The 15,988-nt window shown below is 55.6% G+C and carries 12 protein-coding genes and 3 tRNA genes; 9 read left to right on the top strand and 6 right to left on the bottom strand.

Annotated elements, in window-relative coordinates:
• The first annotated feature begins 251 nt into the window (after positions 1–251).
• The 6 genes from AC27HQ_RS06255 (at position 252) to clpX (ending at position 4,242) form a co-directional block, all read left to right on the top strand.
• Positions 252–328 (top strand) — tRNA-Arg (locus AC27HQ_RS06255).
• A gap of 44 nt (positions 329–372) precedes the next feature.
• A tRNA-His gene (locus AC27HQ_RS06250) sits at positions 373–448 on the top strand.
• Between the two features lie 54 nt (positions 449–502).
• Positions 503–587: transfer RNA gene (locus AC27HQ_RS06245), tRNA-Leu, on the top strand.
• Between the two features lie 125 nt (positions 588–712).
• Entirely contained in the window at positions 713–2,059 is a 1,347-nt protein-coding gene (tig, locus tag AC27HQ_RS06240) for a trigger factor (protein ID WP_487155257.1), read from the top strand.
• Positions 2,060–2,149: 90 nt separating this feature from the next.
• On the top strand, positions 2,150–2,791 hold the full coding sequence (clpP, locus tag AC27HQ_RS06235; RefSeq protein WP_487155256.1) for an ATP-dependent Clp endopeptidase proteolytic subunit ClpP: 642 nt from the start codon (positions 2,150–2,152) through the stop codon (positions 2,789–2,791).
• Between the two features lie 167 nt (positions 2,792–2,958).
• A complete protein-coding gene (gene clpX, locus AC27HQ_RS06230; protein WP_487155254.1) occupies positions 2,959–4,242 on the top strand; it encodes an ATP-dependent Clp protease ATP-binding subunit ClpX in 1,284 nt (427 codons plus the stop codon).
• Here the strand turns inward: clpX and AC27HQ_RS06225 are convergent.
• Positions 4,197–4,445 (bottom strand): hypothetical protein, encoded by a 249-nt coding sequence (locus AC27HQ_RS06225; RefSeq protein WP_487155253.1) that lies wholly within the window; start codon positions 4,443–4,445, stop codon positions 4,197–4,199. The genes clpX and AC27HQ_RS06225 overlap by 46 nt on opposite strands.
• On the opposite strand from AC27HQ_RS06225, the gene lon reads away from it, so the two are divergent.
• The 3 genes from lon (at position 4,444) to AC27HQ_RS06210 (ending at position 9,468) form a co-directional block, all read left to right on the top strand.
• Positions 4,444–6,843: an endopeptidase La gene (gene lon / locus AC27HQ_RS06220; protein WP_487155251.1), complete on the top strand. Its 2,400-nt coding sequence runs from the start codon at positions 4,444–4,446 to the stop codon at positions 6,841–6,843. The genes AC27HQ_RS06225 and lon overlap by 2 nt on opposite strands.
• A 210-nt stretch (positions 6,844–7,053) precedes the next feature.
• Positions 7,054–7,326 (top strand): HU family DNA-binding protein, encoded by a 273-nt coding sequence (locus tag AC27HQ_RS06215; protein WP_487155249.1) that lies wholly within the window; start codon positions 7,054–7,056, stop codon positions 7,324–7,326.
• Between the two features lie 249 nt (positions 7,327–7,575).
• Positions 7,576–9,468, top strand: coding sequence for a SurA N-terminal domain-containing protein (locus AC27HQ_RS06210; RefSeq protein WP_487155248.1), 1,893 nt, complete (start codon positions 7,576–7,578; stop codon positions 9,466–9,468).
• A 94-nt stretch (positions 9,469–9,562) separates the two neighbouring features.
• On the opposite strand, the gene fabI is transcribed toward AC27HQ_RS06210, so the two are convergent.
• The 5 genes from fabI to AC27HQ_RS06185 are packed head-to-tail and all read right to left on the bottom strand — an operon-like array spanning position 9,563 to position 15,975.
• A complete protein-coding gene (gene fabI / locus AC27HQ_RS06205) occupies positions 9,563–10,357 on the bottom strand; it encodes an enoyl-ACP reductase FabI (RefSeq protein WP_487155246.1) in 795 nt (264 codons plus the stop codon).
• A 33-nt stretch (positions 10,358–10,390) separates the two neighbouring features.
• Entirely contained in the window at positions 10,391–12,010 is a 1,620-nt protein-coding gene (locus AC27HQ_RS06200) for an ABC transporter ATP-binding protein (protein ID WP_487155244.1), read from the bottom strand.
• A gap of 1 nt (position 12,011) precedes the next feature.
• Positions 12,012–13,046 (bottom strand): ABC transporter permease, encoded by a 1,035-nt coding sequence (locus tag AC27HQ_RS06195; protein ID WP_487155243.1) that lies wholly within the window; start codon positions 13,044–13,046, stop codon positions 12,012–12,014.
• Between the two features lie 2 nt (positions 13,047–13,048).
• Positions 13,049–14,122, bottom strand: a complete 1,074-nt coding sequence (locus tag AC27HQ_RS06190) for a microcin C ABC transporter permease YejB (RefSeq protein ID WP_487155242.1) — start codon at positions 14,120–14,122, stop codon at positions 13,049–13,051.
• 2 nt (positions 14,123–14,124) lie between these two features.
• Complete coding sequence (locus AC27HQ_RS06185) at positions 14,125–15,975, bottom strand: extracellular solute-binding protein (RefSeq protein WP_487155240.1); 1,851 nt, start codon at positions 15,973–15,975, stop codon at positions 14,125–14,127.
• Positions 15,976–15,988 lie beyond the last annotated feature (13 nt).

Genomic DNA, 15,988 nt, shown 5'->3' with positions numbered 1-15,988 from the left:
TGCCCAGTGATGGCGGCAAAGGGTGAAGTGATACCGGGCACGCAAAACCGGTTTGCAAGCCTTAAGCACCTAAAATAATTAAAAAAAGAGCATTTCAGCCGTTGACGCCGAAAAGGTGGCTGAGTATGATTCGCCCCGCTTCACAAACACAGCGAAAGCGGTTTGCATGGCAACAAAGCACCACTGCTGATTCAGTTTTGGCTGTCGTGGCAGGCATTTTCGGATACTCTCCGTATCTGTAGGTGCATAATGCGCCCGTAGCTCAGCTGGATAGAGCATCCGCCTTCTAAGCGGATGGTCGCAGGTTCGAGTCCTGCCGGGCGTACCAACGAACCTCGGTTGGATGGTGAAGCAATTAGTACTGAAGTAATGGTGGGCGTAGCTCAGTTGGTAGAGCACAGGATTGTGGCTCCTGGTGTCGTGGGTTCGAAACCCATCGTCCACCCCATTTTTCAGAAGACGCCAGGCCAGCAGCCTGGCGTTTTTCATTGAAGTCTGTTTTGCGGACGTGGTGGAATTGGTAGACACACCAGATTTAGGTTCTGGCGCCGCAAGGTGTGAGAGTTCGAGTCTCTCCGTCCGCACCATTTTTTCTCAGTTTATCCCCCGCTTTCTTCACGGCAGCCCAGTGATGACTTCTTTTCCTTAAGCGATTAGAATGTCGGCCTTTTACGAATTCACCAATAAACAGCTAGTTCAACGAGGACTCTCCATGCAAGTTTCGGTTGAAACCATCTCCGGCCTTGAGCGCCGCATGACAGTTGGCATTCCTGCTGACCGCATCGAATCAGAGGTTAACAAGCGTCTGCAGCAGACTGCCAGCCGTGCCCGTGTCGATGGTTTCCGTCCTGGCAAGGTACCAATGAGCGTCATCCGCAAGCGTTTTGGCGGCTCCGCCCGTCAGGAAGTCATTGGTGAAGTCATTCAGTCATCCTTCTATGAAGCCGTCATGCAGGAAAAACTCAATCCTGCTGGTGCCCCGACTGTTGAGCCTAAGGAGCTGGCTGAAGGCAAGGATTTTGAATATACCGCTACCTTCGAGGTTTACCCCGAGGTTGCTCTGGGTGATTTCGCCGGCATCAAGGTTCAGCGTATCGAGTCCGAGGTGACTGATGCTGATCTGGACAAGATGCTCGAGACCTTGCGCGGTCAGAACACCCGTTTCGAAACGGTTGAGCGTGCAGCAGAAAACGGCGACCAGCTGACCCTTGATTTTGTCGGCAAGGTAGACGGTGAAGCCTTCCAGGGCGGTTCCGCGACCAATACCACGCTGGTTCTGGGTTCCGGCCGTATGATTCCCGGCTTTGAAGAAGGCCTGTTGGGTGCCAAGGCTTCTGATACCGTCGTGCTCAAGGTGGTTTTCCCTGAGGAATACCAGAATCTTGATCTGGCCGGTAAAGCAGCCGAGTTCGATGTCACTGTGCACAGCGTCGCGGCGCCGGTTCTGCCAGAGCTGGATGATGAGTTCTTTGCCAAGTTTGGTGTAGAAGAAGGCGGCATCGAAGGCTTCCGTGCCGAGGTGCGCAAGAATATGGAGCGTGAGCTTCGTCAGGCGATCAAGACCAAGGTCAAGACTCAGGTCATGGATGGTCTGCTTGCTACCAACAGCATCGATGTACCCAAGGCGCTGGTCAGCAGCGAGATTGATCGTCTGCGTCAGCAGGCCGTGCAGCAGTTTGGTGGCGCCAATATCGACCCCAGCCAGCTGCCCGCCGAGCTGTTCGAAGAGCAGGCCAAGCGCCGCGTCAGCCTTGGCCTGATCGTTGCCGAAGTAGTCAAGCAGAACGAGATCAAGCCTGACAATGACCGTGTGCGTGCGATGGTTGAAGATCTCGCTTCTGCCTACCAGGAGCCCGAGCAGGTGATTAACTGGTATTACCAGAACGAGCAACAATTAGCAGAAATTCAGTCGGTTGTGCTTGAAGAGCAAGTGGTGGATACTGTTTTGCAAAAGGCTCAGGTGACCGACAAGAAGGTCGCCTATGAAGATGCTGTGAAGCCCGCGCAGTCAGCGCAACTTGAAGAAGCTGACAAGGCCGAGGCTGGTGCTGACGAGTAATACTCGTCATCCATTCAAGCAATGCGTGAGCCAGCCCTAGGGCTGGCTTTCGTTTTTTCGCGACAGGCTCAATCGGAGTGATAAGAATCCATGACGCATAACAGCTTCAGTCAGTTTCCACCGGATATCCAGGCCGCAGGTGGCTTGGTGCCCATGGTCGTCGAGCAGTCAGCACGGGGAGAGCGCTCCTACGATATCTACTCCAGGTTGCTCAAGGAGCGGGTGATTTTTCTGGTTGGGCAGGTTGAAGACTATATGGCCAATCTGGTCGTGGCTCAGCTGCTGTTCCTGGAGTCGGAGAACCCCGACAAGGACATCCACCTGTATATCAATTCACCGGGTGGCTCGGTGACAGCGGGCATGGCCATTTATGACACCATGCAGTTCATCAAGCCGAATGTCAGTACCTTGTGTATCGGGCAGGCCTGCAGCATGGGTGCCTTCCTGTTGGCGGGCGGTGAAGCTGGCAAGCGTTTCGCTCTGCCTCATGCGCGCATGATGATCCATCAACCACTGGGTGGTTTTCAGGGCCAGGCTTCGGATTTCGAAATTCATGCGCGTGAAATCCTCAGTATCCGTGAGAAGCTCAACACCATTCTGGCTCACCACACCGGCCAGTCGCTGGATGTGATTGCCCGTGATACTGACCGTGACCGCTTTATGAGTGCGTCCGAGTCGGCTACCTATGGTTTGATCGACAAGGTGCTTGATCGCCGTATTGCTACCGATTGAGTCAGCAGGTTTCAGGGTTATATTTATCAACCGTAACTGGGGTCTGACCGCAGTTCAACACGGCCTGGGCCCATTCGGGATGGCTGTGCAATGACAGTATCGCACTTGCAAAGTCGCCTTGTTGGCTGCATCTTTGTTTTAAGTGCGATTGCAATCAGGGGTTTTAGATGACCGATATGACTGGGAAGGGTGACGACAACGGCAAGCTGCTGTATTGCTCCTTCTGCGGCAAAAGCCAGCATGAAGTGCGCAAGCTGATTGCCGGCCCCTCCGTATTTATCTGTGATGAGTGTGTTGACCTGTGCAACGACATCATCCGCGAGGAGGTGCAGGAAAGTCAGGCCGAAACGACTGGCCACAAACTGCCTTCGCCCAAGGAAATCTGCGGCATCCTGGATCAATACGTGATTGGTCAGGAACGGGCCAAGAAGGTTCTGTCCGTTGCTGTGTATAACCATTACAAGCGCCTTAATCAGCGTGACTCCAAGGATGATGTCGAGCTCGGCAAGAGCAATATTCTGATGATCGGGCCAACCGGCTCGGGCAAGACCCTGCTTGCAGAGACCTTGGCCCGCCTGCTGAACGTGCCCTTTACCATTGCCGATGCGACCACCCTGACTGAAGCCGGTTATGTGGGTGAGGACGTTGAAAATATCATTCAGAAGCTGCTGCAGAAATGCGACTATGATGTCGAAAAGGCGCAGATGGGCATCGTTTATATCGACGAGATTGACAAGATTTCTCGTAAATCTGACAACCCATCGATTACCCGTGATGTGTCCGGTGAAGGTGTGCAACAGGCCCTCTTGAAGCTGATTGAAGGCACCGTTGCTTCCGTTCCGCCGCAGGGTGGTCGCAAGCATCCGCAGCAGGAGTTTCTGCAGGTAGATACACGCAATATTCTGTTCATTTGTGGCGGTGCGTTTTCTGGTCTGGAAAAGGTCATTCGTGACCGTTCGGAAAAAAGCGGTATCGGCTTCAATGCCACCGTGCGTAGTCAGGACGCGGGCAAAAAGGTCGGCCAGACGCTCAAGGAAGTCGAGCCTGATGATCTGGTGCGCTTCGGTCTGATCCCCGAGTTTGTTGGCCGTTTGCCGGTGATTGCGACGCTCAACGAACTGGATGAAGAAGCGCTGATCCAGATTCTGACCGAGCCCAAGAACGCACTGACCAAGCAATACGGAAGGCTGTTCGAGATGGAAGGTGTGGAGCTCGAGTTTCGTACCGATGCGCTCAAGGCCATTGCCAGTCGCGCCCTTGAGCGCAAGACCGGTGCTCGAGGCCTGCGCTCGATCCTGGAAAACGTGCTACTTGAAACCATGTATGAAATTCCCTCCGCTGAGCACGTCAGCAAGGTAGTGATCGACGAGAATGTGATCAGTGGCGATACCAAGCCTTTGCTGATTTACGAAACGGTCGAGAAGCCGTCCAAGGCTATGCCCGAAGACTGATTTCGATTGATCCTGGCGCCCGGCTCTTTTTTAAAGAGAGCCGGGCGTTTGTATTTTTGTCGGCTCACTTTTGTAGCCATCTTGTAAAGCGGCATGTTTTGCGCCTTGTTTTTTTCCTTTAAAGCCCCCATCTTCATTTCATGGACACATCCGATACCGGGCGCCCGTTTTTTTGCGCCCCCTTGCGAGCGAGCCTCAGCCATGACGACTCTCAGCGAATTTCCGCTTCTGCCATTACGTGATGTAGTGGTTTACCCCCATATGGTCATCCCCCTGTTTGTCGGGCGTGACCGCTCCATAGAGGCCCTTGAGGCTGCCATGGCAGGCAACAAGCAGGTGTTGCTGGTAGCCCAGCGTGACCCCAGTGAGGATGATCCGGCCCAGGATGGCCTCTATAGCCTGGGAACCGTGGCAACCATATTGCAGCTGCTCAAACTGCCGGATGGCACCGTTAAGGTGCTGGTTGAAGGTGAGCAGCGTGCACGCATCGAGCAGATTGATGAGCTGGGAACCTATCAGCTTGCTCGCGCCGAGTGGCTGGACGAGTCAGGACTTGATGGCCGTGAATCGGAAGTGTTGGTCCGCAGCCTCATGAGTCAGTTCGAGCAATTTGTGCAGTTGGGCAAGAAGGTCCCCGCCGAGGTCCTGTCTTCGTTGTCGAGCATTGATGATGCCGGACGACTGGTTGATACCATGGCAGCCCATTTGAGCCTGAAACTGGATCAGAAGCAGGCCATTCTGGAAATATTGCCGGTGCGTGAGCGGGTTGAGCATGTGCTGGGTGTGCTGGATGGTGAGATTGATCTGCTGCAGGTCGAGAAGCGCATTCGTGGTCGAGTCAAGAAGCAGATGGAGCGCAGTCAGCGCGAGTACTATCTGAACGAGCAGATGAAGGCCATCCAGAAGGAAATGGGTAATCTGGACGAGGGCCATAACGAGCTTGATGACCTCAAGACCAAGATTGATGCGGCCGGTATGAGCAAGGAGGCCCACGCCAAGGCAACGGCAGAGCTGAACAAACTGAAGATGATGTCGCCGATGTCGGCTGAGGCCACAGTGGTGCGCTCCTACATCGACTGGTTGACCAATGTGCCGTGGCAAAAGGCGAGCAAGGTCCGGCACGACCTGAAAAAGGCTGAAGAAGTGCTGGATGCCGACCACTATGGCCTGGAAGAGGTCAAGGAGCGGATTCTCGAGTATCTGGCCGTGCAGAAGCGGGTACGCAAGCTCAAGGGGCCGGTACTGTGTCTGGTAGGTCCTCCGGGTGTCGGCAAGACCTCACTGGGTGAGTCCCTGGCGCGGGCGACCAACCGCAAATTTGTGCGCATGGCCCTGGGCGGGGTGCGTGATGAGGCCGAGATTCGCGGCCACAGACGGACCTATATTGGTTCGCTGCCGGGTAAGCTGATTCAGAAAATGTCCAAAGCCGGGGTCAAGAACCCGTTATTCCTGCTCGACGAGATCGACAAAATGGGGCAGGACATGCGTGGTGATCCCTCTTCGGCACTGCTTGAGGTGTTGGATCCGGAGCAGAATCACAATTTCAATGATCATTATCTCGAGGTCGATTATGACCTGTCGGATGTGATGTTCATTTGTACGTCCAACTCGATGAATATTCCTGCACCGCTGCTCGACCGCATGGAAGTAATCCGCATTCCGGGTTACACCGAGGACGAAAAAATCAACATTGCTCAGCGTTATCTGGTGCCCAAGCAGGTCAAGAATAACGGTCTCAAGGTCAATGAGTTGGCCTTTGATCGTGACGCCCTGCGCGACATCATTCGCTATTACACCCGTGAGGCGGGTGTAAGGGGCCTTGAGCGGCAGATTGCCAAGCTGTGCCGCAAGGTGGTGCGTGAGCAGGCGGAAAAGCGCGGCAAGGCCTCTGTGAAGGTCACCAGTGAGCTGATCGAGCAGTACCTTGGCGTGCACAAGTTCAAGTATGGTCTGGCTGAAGAGGCCGACCAGATCGGCCAGGTGACCGGGCTGGCCTGGACCCAGGTTGGCGGCGAATTGCTCAGTCTTGAAGCGGTGGTGATGCCGGGCAAGGGGCGTTTGATCAATACCGGCTCCCTGGGCGACGTCATGAAAGAGTCGATCAGCGCCGCGCAAACGGTTGTTCGCAGTCGCGCGATCAGCCTGGGTATCAAGCCGGATTTCCATGAAAAGCAGGATATCCATATCCACGTCCCAGAGGGTGCCACACCCAAGGATGGGCCAAGTGCCGGTATCGGCATGTGTACTGCCCTGGTTTCCGCCTTGACCCGTATTCCGGTGCGTGCAGAGGTGGCAATGACCGGTGAGATCACGTTGCGGGGCCAGGTTTTGCCGATTGGCGGCCTCAAGGAAAAATTGCTTGCAGCGCATCGCGGCGGCATCAAAACCGTGATCATTCCGCATGACAATGTGCGTGATCTCAAGGAGATTCCAGAGAACATCAAACAGGATATTGAGATCAAACCGGTAAAATGGATTGACGAGGTACTGCAGATTGCGCTGCAATACATGCCGGAGCCCTTGCAAGAAGGGGTTGAAGAGATGGTTGCAAAGGATGACAATCACGGGGCCGATGCAAAAAAACGCATCAGCACTCACTGAGGCATCAGCGGTCTGCTTGCGGTACTCGAACCCCGGTTCGGCCTCCCTGACAGACCGACGATGCCACGGGCATTCCTTGACACGGTTTTTGACCGCTTGCTATAAAGCGTGCTTCGACCTAAGCAGGTATGCTGACTGGCCACGGCTTTGCTAAGACCACAAGCTTACATAACGACTAACAACTCACTGAAATTTATAAGGGGACTTAGAGTGAACAAGTCTGAATTGATTGATGCCATCGCCGCTTCCGCCGATATTCCTAAAGCTGCTGCCGGTCGTGCTCTTGACGCCGTCATCGAGTCCATCACGGGTGCTCTGAAGGCAGGTGATTCTGTTGTACTGGTTGGTTTCGGTACGTTTGCCGTCAAGGATCGCGCCGCTCGTACCGGTCGCAACCCTCAGACTGGCAAGCCGATCCAGATCAGCGCTGCCAAGATTCCGGGCTTCAAGGCCGGTAAAGCTCTGAAGGACGCCGTTAACTGATTGCGTCCAGTAACTGATGGTCATGCTGCAGCCTGGCTGTGGCAGTGACCTCGGGTCAATCCCAGCTAACCCTGTCGAGATGACAGGTTCTATCTTGGCCGGCTCGATCAGTTCCAAAAAAGGCGCATCCTGTTCGATGCGCCTTTTTTGTTGGTAACCAAAGAACAATAATGCCCGGCCGGAATTGTCCCGGTTGGAGCTGGCGACTGCCCAGATGCAGCCGCCAACAACGAAGGATTTGGGGGCACGATGCTGCAAAAAATGAGGGACAATGCGCAAAGTTGGGTCGCCAAGGTGATCGTCGGCGTCATTGTGCTGATTTTCGCCTTGACCGGCTGGGAATCCATTAGCCGTTTTACCAGCGATGAACAGAAGGCCGCAGAGGTCAACGAGACGCTTATTTCCAAGGTTGAGCTGGAGCAGGCCATTGCCCTGCAGCGTCAGCAGCTTATTCGTCAGTTGCAGCAGTTCAATGACAACTTCGACCCCAGCATGATTGATGACCGCTTGCTGCGCGATTCGGTACTTGACGGACTGATCGAGCGGGCTGTGCTGATTGACGGTGCCGAAGACGCACAGCTGCGTGTTTCCGAACAGATGGTCGATCAGCTTATCCTCAGTACCCCTGATTTTCAGAACAACGGTCAGTTTGATGCCAACCGCTTCGACATCGTGATTCGCAATCTGGGTCTGCCTTCACGTCTGGCCTTCCGCGACCTGGTGCGCCAGGAACTGATGATCGGCCAACTACGCAATGCCTATGAGGCGAGTGCCTTTGCCACCCCGCTGGAGCGTATGCATCTGGCCCGGCTGGAAGAGCAAAGCCGGGACTTTGCGGCGATCGAGCTGCGCACTGATAACGCTGCGGTCAGCGTCAGTGATGAAGAGGTCAGTGACTATTTCACCGCCAATGCGTCGCAGTTCATGACCGAAGAACAGGTCATTCTCGAGATTGTCAGCTTGTCTCGCAGTGATTTCTTTGACCAGGTGCAGGTTGATGAAGACGCGTTGAACGCCCTGTATGAGCGTGAAATCGGCAATCTCAGCGAGCAACGTCGGGTATCCCAGATTCTGGTAGAGGTGCCGGATGCAAGCGCTGACCAGGCGGCACTGGAGAAAATTGAAGCGGTTCGGGCCAGATTGCAGGACGGCGAAGACTTTGCAACTGTTGCGCGTGAAGTGTCTGATGATCCAGGAACTGCCAGTTCAGGTGGTGATATGGGTTACGCCATGCGTGGCGACTTTGAGCCTGAGTTCGAAGAGGCGCTGTTCAGTCTGGCAGAGGGCGAGGTTTCGGCTCCAGTGCGGACCAGCTATGGTTATCACTTGATCAAGTTGACGGGTCTGCTGGCGCCGGAAGTGCCGAGCTTTGAATCCATGCGTCAGACGCTGGAGCAGGAGCTCAAGGTCGAACTGGTCGAGCGTCGCTTCGTTGAGGCTACTCGAGAGCTGTCCAACCTGGCGTATGAGTCGCCGGATCTGGAAGAGCCTGCCCGTGCCCTTGGCGTTGAAGTGCAGACGATTGGCCCGGTTGCCCGTATTGGCGGTGACGAGGGCTTTGCGGCCAATCCGCGGGTCATGCTTGCGGCCTTTGACGATGAGGTGCTCAAGGATGGTTTGAACAGTCCTCTGCTGGAGCTGGATGCCGATACGGCTCTGGTGCTCAGGGTCAAGGAACACATCCGCGCCAGTCAGCGTCCGCTTGAGGAGGTGGCTGCCGATATTGAAGACACGCTGCGTTTCCAGAAGGCGGTAGAGCATGCCGAGGAGGTCGCTGCAGGTTATGTACAGGCGATGCGTGAGGGTGATCTGGCACCAACCGATCTGGCCACAACCCTGAATTCCGAATGGGACCAGTTCGAGGCGATGAAGCGCTCTGCAAGTGAGCTTCCCCAGGCGCTGGTGCGAAGTGTTTTCTCCATGCCCAGGCCGCAGGATGACGCCCCTGTGTATGCCAACTTCCGTCAGCCGGATGGCAGTCAGTGGATTGTCGAGCTTCGCGGTGTTGCAACCCCGGAGAATCTGGCAGAGACAGCTGAATCGGAGATGTATTTCGGTTTTGTGGCCGGCCAGACGGGTCAGCAGGATTTCGCAGCCCTTGAGGCCAGTCTCAAGCAGGATGCCGAGATTACCCGCTACTGAGCCAGGGTGCGTTGTGGTTTTCCATAGCGCGCCATCCAGGCACAAAAAAACCGCATTCATGCGGTTTTTTTGTGCCTGGAAAACCTACCTCATCTCAGTCTTCAAGGTTGCCCATGGCAGTGATGTTGAAGCCGCCGTCCACATACATGATCTCGCCGGACACGCCTGAAGCCAGATCGGAGCAGAGGAAAGCACCAACATTACCCACTTCATCAATGGTCACGTTGCGACGCATGGGGGTCTGCTTCTCGTTGTGCGAGAGCATCTTGCGGAAGCTCTTGATACCGGACGCAGCCAGTGTGCGGATCGGACCGGCCGAAATGGCATTGACGCGAGTGCCTTCCGGACCCAGGCTGGTAGCCAGATAACGCACGCCGGCCTCAAGGCTGGCCTTGGCCATGCCCATGACGTTGTAATTGGGCATAGTGCGTTCGGCGCCAAGATAGGACAGGGTCAGCAGGCTGCCATTGCGGCCTTGCATTAGCTCGCGGCCGGCCTTGGCCAGGGCGACAAAGCTATAGGCACTGATATCGTGGGCAATTCGAAAGCCTTCGCGGGTGGTCACGGCCGTAAAGTCGCCATCCAGCTGGTCGCCCGGGGCAAAGCCTACCGAGTGTACGATGCAATCCAGGCCATCCCATTGTTTTGCCAGCTCGGCAAAGGCCTGTTCAATTTGCGCGTCGTCGGCCACATCACAGGGAAAGCACAATTCCGGCCCTGAACCCCATTCTGCCGCAAAGCCTTCTACACGCGCCTTCAGCTTGTCGTTCTGGTAGGTAAAGGCCAGCTCTGCACCTTCCCGATGCATAGCAGCGGCAATGCCGGATGCGATGGACAGTTTGCTGGCTACGCCAACGATAAGTACGCGCTTTCCGCTGAGAAATCCCATGTCTGCTTCCTGTTTTTACTGAGCCTGTTGGGTTTAGGCTATGTTGACGGATACCGGTTTGGCAAAGGCGGCCTCAAGCAACTGACGGGTATAGTCATGTTGCGGTGCGGCAAAAATCTGCCCTGCCGAGCCCTGTTCTACAATTTCACCCTGGCGAATGACCATCAGCTCATGGCTGAGGGCGCGCACAACGGCCAGGTCGTGGCTTATAAACAAATAACTCAAGTTGTACTTCTGTTGCAGATCACGCAGTAGCTCGACCACCTGTCCTTGAACAGTTCGATCCAGTGCCGAGGTTGGCTCGTCAAGCAGGATCAACGACGGCTTCAAGACAAGTGCTCGGGCAATGGCAACACGTTGCCGCTGACCGCCAGAGAACTCATGCGGGTAGCGGTGCCGTGCTTGCGGATCCAGGCCAACTTCTTCGAGGGCCTGGATGACCATCTGTTCGCGTTCCTGTTCATCGCCCATGCCGTGAATTTCCAGCCCTTCACTGATGATCTGGGCAATCGACATGCGCGGACTGAGGCTGCCAAAGGGATCCTGAAAGACCACTTGAAACTGCCTGCGCAAGGGCCTTACCGCGTCCTGACTCAAACCGTCCAGACGGCTGCCATTGCATTCGATCAGACCCTGGCTTTCGACCAGTCGTAATAGGGCCAGGCCCAGTGTGGTCTTGCCTGATCCACTCTCGCCAACAATACCCAGAGTATGACCCCGGCGTAGCGAAAAGCTGGCGTCGGTCACGGCCTTGATATGATCGACAGTCCGTTTGAACACCCCTTTGCGAATCGGAAACCACACCCTCAGTTGCTCCGCACGCATGATCACCGGCGCTTGCGGATCAGTGCTCACAGGGTCACCGGAAGGATCTGCGGCAATCAGCCGTTGGGTATATTCATGTTGCGGATTACTGAACAGACTAGCGCAATCATTCTCTTCGACGACACAACCCTGATACATGACACATACCCGGTGCGCAATTCTGCGAACCAGACTCAGATCATGGCTGATCAGCAGCAGGGCCATGCCCAGTTTTTCCTGTAAGGACTTCAGCAGTTCGAGAATTTTCAGCTGTACCGTAACATCCAGTGCGGTGGTTGGCTCATCGGCAATCAACAGCTCGGGTTCGTTGGCCAGGGCCATGGCAATCATGACCCGTTGGCGTTGGCCGCCGGATAATTCGTGCGGGTAGGCGTTAAGGCGCTTGGCCGGCTCGGGAATGCCGACCAGTTCGAGCAGCTCCAGGGTGCGCGCGCGCGCGGCCTTTTTGTCCAGCCCCTTGTGCAGGAACAGGACTTCATTGATTTGCCGTTCCACACTGTGCAGCGGGTTCAGGGAGCTCATGGGCTCCTGAAATATCATTGAAATGCGGTTGCCGCGCACCTGTCGCAGCCGTTTTTCCGGGGCCAATAGCAGGTCTTCACCCTTGTACAGAATTTGCCCGCTGGGATGTCTTGCGGCCGGGTAGGGCAGCAGTTTGAGGATTGAGTGGGCGGTAACCGACTTGCCCGAACCACTTTCGCCGACCAACGCCAGGGTTTCACCGGGCCGAATATCCAGACTGACCTGACGAACAGCCATGACCTCTTGATCACCCTTGCCGAAGGCCACGCTGAGATTGTCGATGCGTATCAAAGGCTGGTCGTTCATGTTATTTCCTTGGGTCGAAGGCGTCACGCAGCGCTTCGCCAATAAATACCAGCAGGCTGAGCATCAGGGACAGCACGACGAAAGCGGTAATACCCAACCAGGGCGCCTGCAGGTTTGATTTGCCCTGGGCGATCAGCTCTCCCAGCGAAGGTGAGCCCGGGGGCAGGCCAAAACCGAGAAAGTCCAGTGAGGTCAGGGTGATCACACCGCCGGTCAGAATGAACGGGAAAAAAGTCAGGGTGGCAACCATGGCATTGGGCAGTATATGTCGGAACATGATGATCCGATTACTGGCCCCCAATGCCCGTGCGGCTCTGACATATTCAAGGTTACGTCCGCGGAGAAACTCGGCACGCACCACATCGACCAGTGCCATCCACGAAAACAGCAGCATGATACCCAGCAACCACCAGAAATTCGGTTGCACAAAGCTGGCCAGAATGATCAACAGAAAGAGTACCGGCAGACCGGACCAGACTTCTATGAAGCGCTGGCCAAAGAGGTCGATACGGCCGCCATAGAAGCCCTGTATGGCGCCTACAAATACGCCCACAAAGGAGCTGACAATGGTCAGGGTCAGGGCAAACAGCACGGAGATACGGAAACCGTAGATTACCCGCGCTGCGACATCCCGTGCCTGGTCATCGGTACCCAGCCAGTTATCGGCTGAGGGTGGCGCGGGTGCCGGTAGTTCCAGATCGTAGTTGATGGTGCCGTAGCTGTAGCGTATCGGTGGCCAGAGCATCCAGCCATCCCCTTGTTCCTCGATCAGTTGCCGAATATAGGGGCTGCGGTAGTCGGCGGTTATGGGGAACTCACCGCCGAACTCGGTTTCGGCATAACGTTTGAATATCGGGAAGTAGTAACTGTTTTCGTATTGAACCAACAGGGGTTTATCGTTGGCAATCAGTTCGGCGCCCAGGCTCAGGACAAAGAGTACCAGGAAGATATGCAATGACCACCAGCCCCGGCGATTGGCTTTGAACAGGCCGAAGCGGCGACGGTTGAGCGGGGATAACGAGAAGGTAAAAGCCATGCTCAACCCTCCCTGCTTTCAAAGTCGATGCGCGGATCAACCAAGGTATAGGTAACATCACCAATGAGTTTGACCACCAGTCCAAGCAGGCTGAAGATGAACAGCGTGCCGAACATCACCGGGTAATCCCGGTTGATGGTAGCCTCAAAGCCAAGCAGCCCCAGGCCGTCCAGTGAAAAGATGACCTCAATCAGCAGGGCGCCGGTAAAGAACACGCTGATCAGTGCCGAGGGAAAACCGGCAATGATCAGCAGCATGGCGTTACGGAATACGTGGCCGTAGAGCACCCGCGAGGCGGACAGGCCCTTGGCTTTGGCGGTCACCACATATTGTTTGCCGATTTCATCGAGAAAGCAGTTCTTGGTCAGCATGGTCAGGGTGGCAAAACTACCGATAACCATGGCGGTGATGGGCAAAACCAGGTGCCAGGCGTAGTCGAGTATCCTGCCCCAGGTATCGAGTTCTTCCCAGTTGTTCGAGGTCAGGCCCCGCAGGGGGAACCAGTCGAAATAGCTGCCGCCGGCAAAGACCACGATCAACAGAATCGCCAGCAGGAAGCCGGGTATGGCATAGCCGACTATGATCAGTGAACTGGTCCAGACATCAAAAGTTGAGCCGTGCCGAACTGCCTTGCGAATGCCCAGTGGAATTGATATCAGATACGTGAGCAGGGTGGTCCAGAGTCCCAGCGAAATGGAGACGGGCATTTTCTCGATGATCAGGTCGATCACACTGGTGTCGCGAAAGAAGCTGTCGCCGAAATCGAACACCATATAGCCTTTGACCATCAGCCAGAAGCGCTCGTGGGCTGGCTTGTCAAAACCGTACATGCGACGGATTTCTTCAATAATCTCCGGGTCCAGTCCCTGTGCGCCGCGATAGCTGCTGCCACTGGCAACCTCACCTTGGGTGCTGCCGGATATTCGGCTGGTAGCCCCTTCGAAGCCTTCCAGGTTGGCGATCATCTGTTCAACCGGGCCCCCAGGAGCGGCCTGGATGATCAGAAAGTTGATCAGCAGAATGCCGAACAGGGTTGGAATGATCAGCAGCAAGCGTCGGATGATGTAGGCCAGCATGTTCAGTCTTCCTTGAGCTCAACAGGCGGGGAGGTAGTGGCCAGGGCTGCCTCTTTGGCCGGCTCCTGCCACCAGGTAAACAGCCCCAGGTCATAGCGAGGGGAGGTCTCGGGATGTGAAAACTTGTTCCAGTAGGCAACGCGATAGACATTGGTATAGAAGTTCGGCACCAGGTAGTGACCTGCCCGTAATACCCGGTCCAGCGCACGGGTATGGGTGATCAATGCTTCACGCGAATCAGCCTGAATCAGACCCTCAACCAGTGCATCGACGGCCGGGTTTTGTAGCCCCATCAGATTACGGCTGCCGGGATTGTCGGCACTGGATGAATGCCAGTAGTCACGTTGCTCGTTGCCCGGTGAGTTGGACTGTCCAAAACCGCTGACGACCATATCGAAGTCACGTGAACGCAGGCGATTAATGTACTGCGAAATGTCAACGCGGCGCAGGTTCATCTCAATACCGATTGATGCCAGGTTGCGTTTGAACGGCAGCAGTACCCTTTCGAAGTCAGCCTGCACCAGCAAAAACTCAAAGCTGAGATGCTCGCCAGCGGTGTTGATCAGTCGATCGTCTTCTATGTGCCAACCGGCATCTTGCAGCAAGGCATAAGCTTCGCGTAGCTGCTCGCGAATCATGCCGCTGCCATCGGTCTTCGGTGGTACCCAGGCGTTGCCAAAGACGGCTTCAGGCAAGTGCTCACGCAAGGGTTCCAGCAGGGCCAGTTCAGCTGCGCTCGGCTCACCAACAGCGGCCAGCTCGGAGTTGGCAAAGTAGCTGTCGGTGCGGGTGTAGGCATTATGAAAGAGTCTGCCGTTGGACCATTCGAAATCAAACAGCAGGCTGATCGCCTTGCGTACCCGTAGATCACTGAAGTGTGGGCGGCGAGTATTGAAAACAAAACCTTGCATGCCCTGTGTGTTCAGATTGGGGATTTCTTCCTGGACTATGCGTCCGTCGCGCAAGGCCGGGCTGTCATATCCGGTGGCCCAGTTGCGTGCGCTAACCTCCTGGTTGACATCAAACTGGCCTGCCTTGAAGGCTTCAAGAGCAACCCCGGTATCGCGGTAGTAATCGATCACTACCTGGTCAAAGTTGTTGAAGCCTTTTTGTACCGGCAAGTCCTGCGCCCAGTAATCCTTGACCCGCTCAAAACTAAGCGTTCTGCCGGGTCTCACCTGGCTTATACGGTAGGGACCGCTTCCCAATGGTGCTTCCAGACTGGTGCGTTCGAAGTCCCGCTCGCTCCAGAAGTGCTCTGGCAGCACCGGGAGTTGACCAAGCACCAGCGGTAGCTCACGGTTGTTGCCGTGGTGGAAGCGAAACAGCACGCTTGACTCGGATTCGGCGACCACCTCTGCTACGTCAGCATAATAGGCGCGGTAAAAGGGTTGGCCTTTCTCCATCAGGGTGTTGAAGGTAAAGACAACGTCGGCTGCGGTTATCGGCTCGCCGTCGTGGAATCGGGCTGCGGGGCGCAGATGGAAACGCACCCAGGTATTGTCTTCAGCGCGTTCAATGCGCTCGGCGACCAGTCCGTACTCGGTGAAAGGCTCATCCAGGGCATGGAAGGTCAGGGTGTCGTAGATCAGGCTGATGCGATCAGCCGGGGTGCCCTTGTTGATAAAAGGGTTCAGCGAATCGAAACTGCCAAAGCCGGAGAGGCGAAGACTGCCACCCTTTGGGGCGTCCGGATTGACATAAGCGAAATGGCTGAAGTCAGCCGGGTAGGCTGGCGGCTCGCCATAGAGTGTCAGGGCATGGCTACCCGATGCAGCCAGACTCAGGCTGGAAGCCAGCATCAAGCTGTAGCCGAACGCAGTTTTGAGCAGGGTCTTGAGTAAATGCGGCATTCAGGGACCTTGT

Source organism: Halopseudomonas sp. 4NH20-0008, from assembly GCF_057548395.1.
The sequence above is the reverse complement of the archived record's forward strand: the minus strand, read 5'-3'. Positions and strand labels throughout refer to the sequence as shown.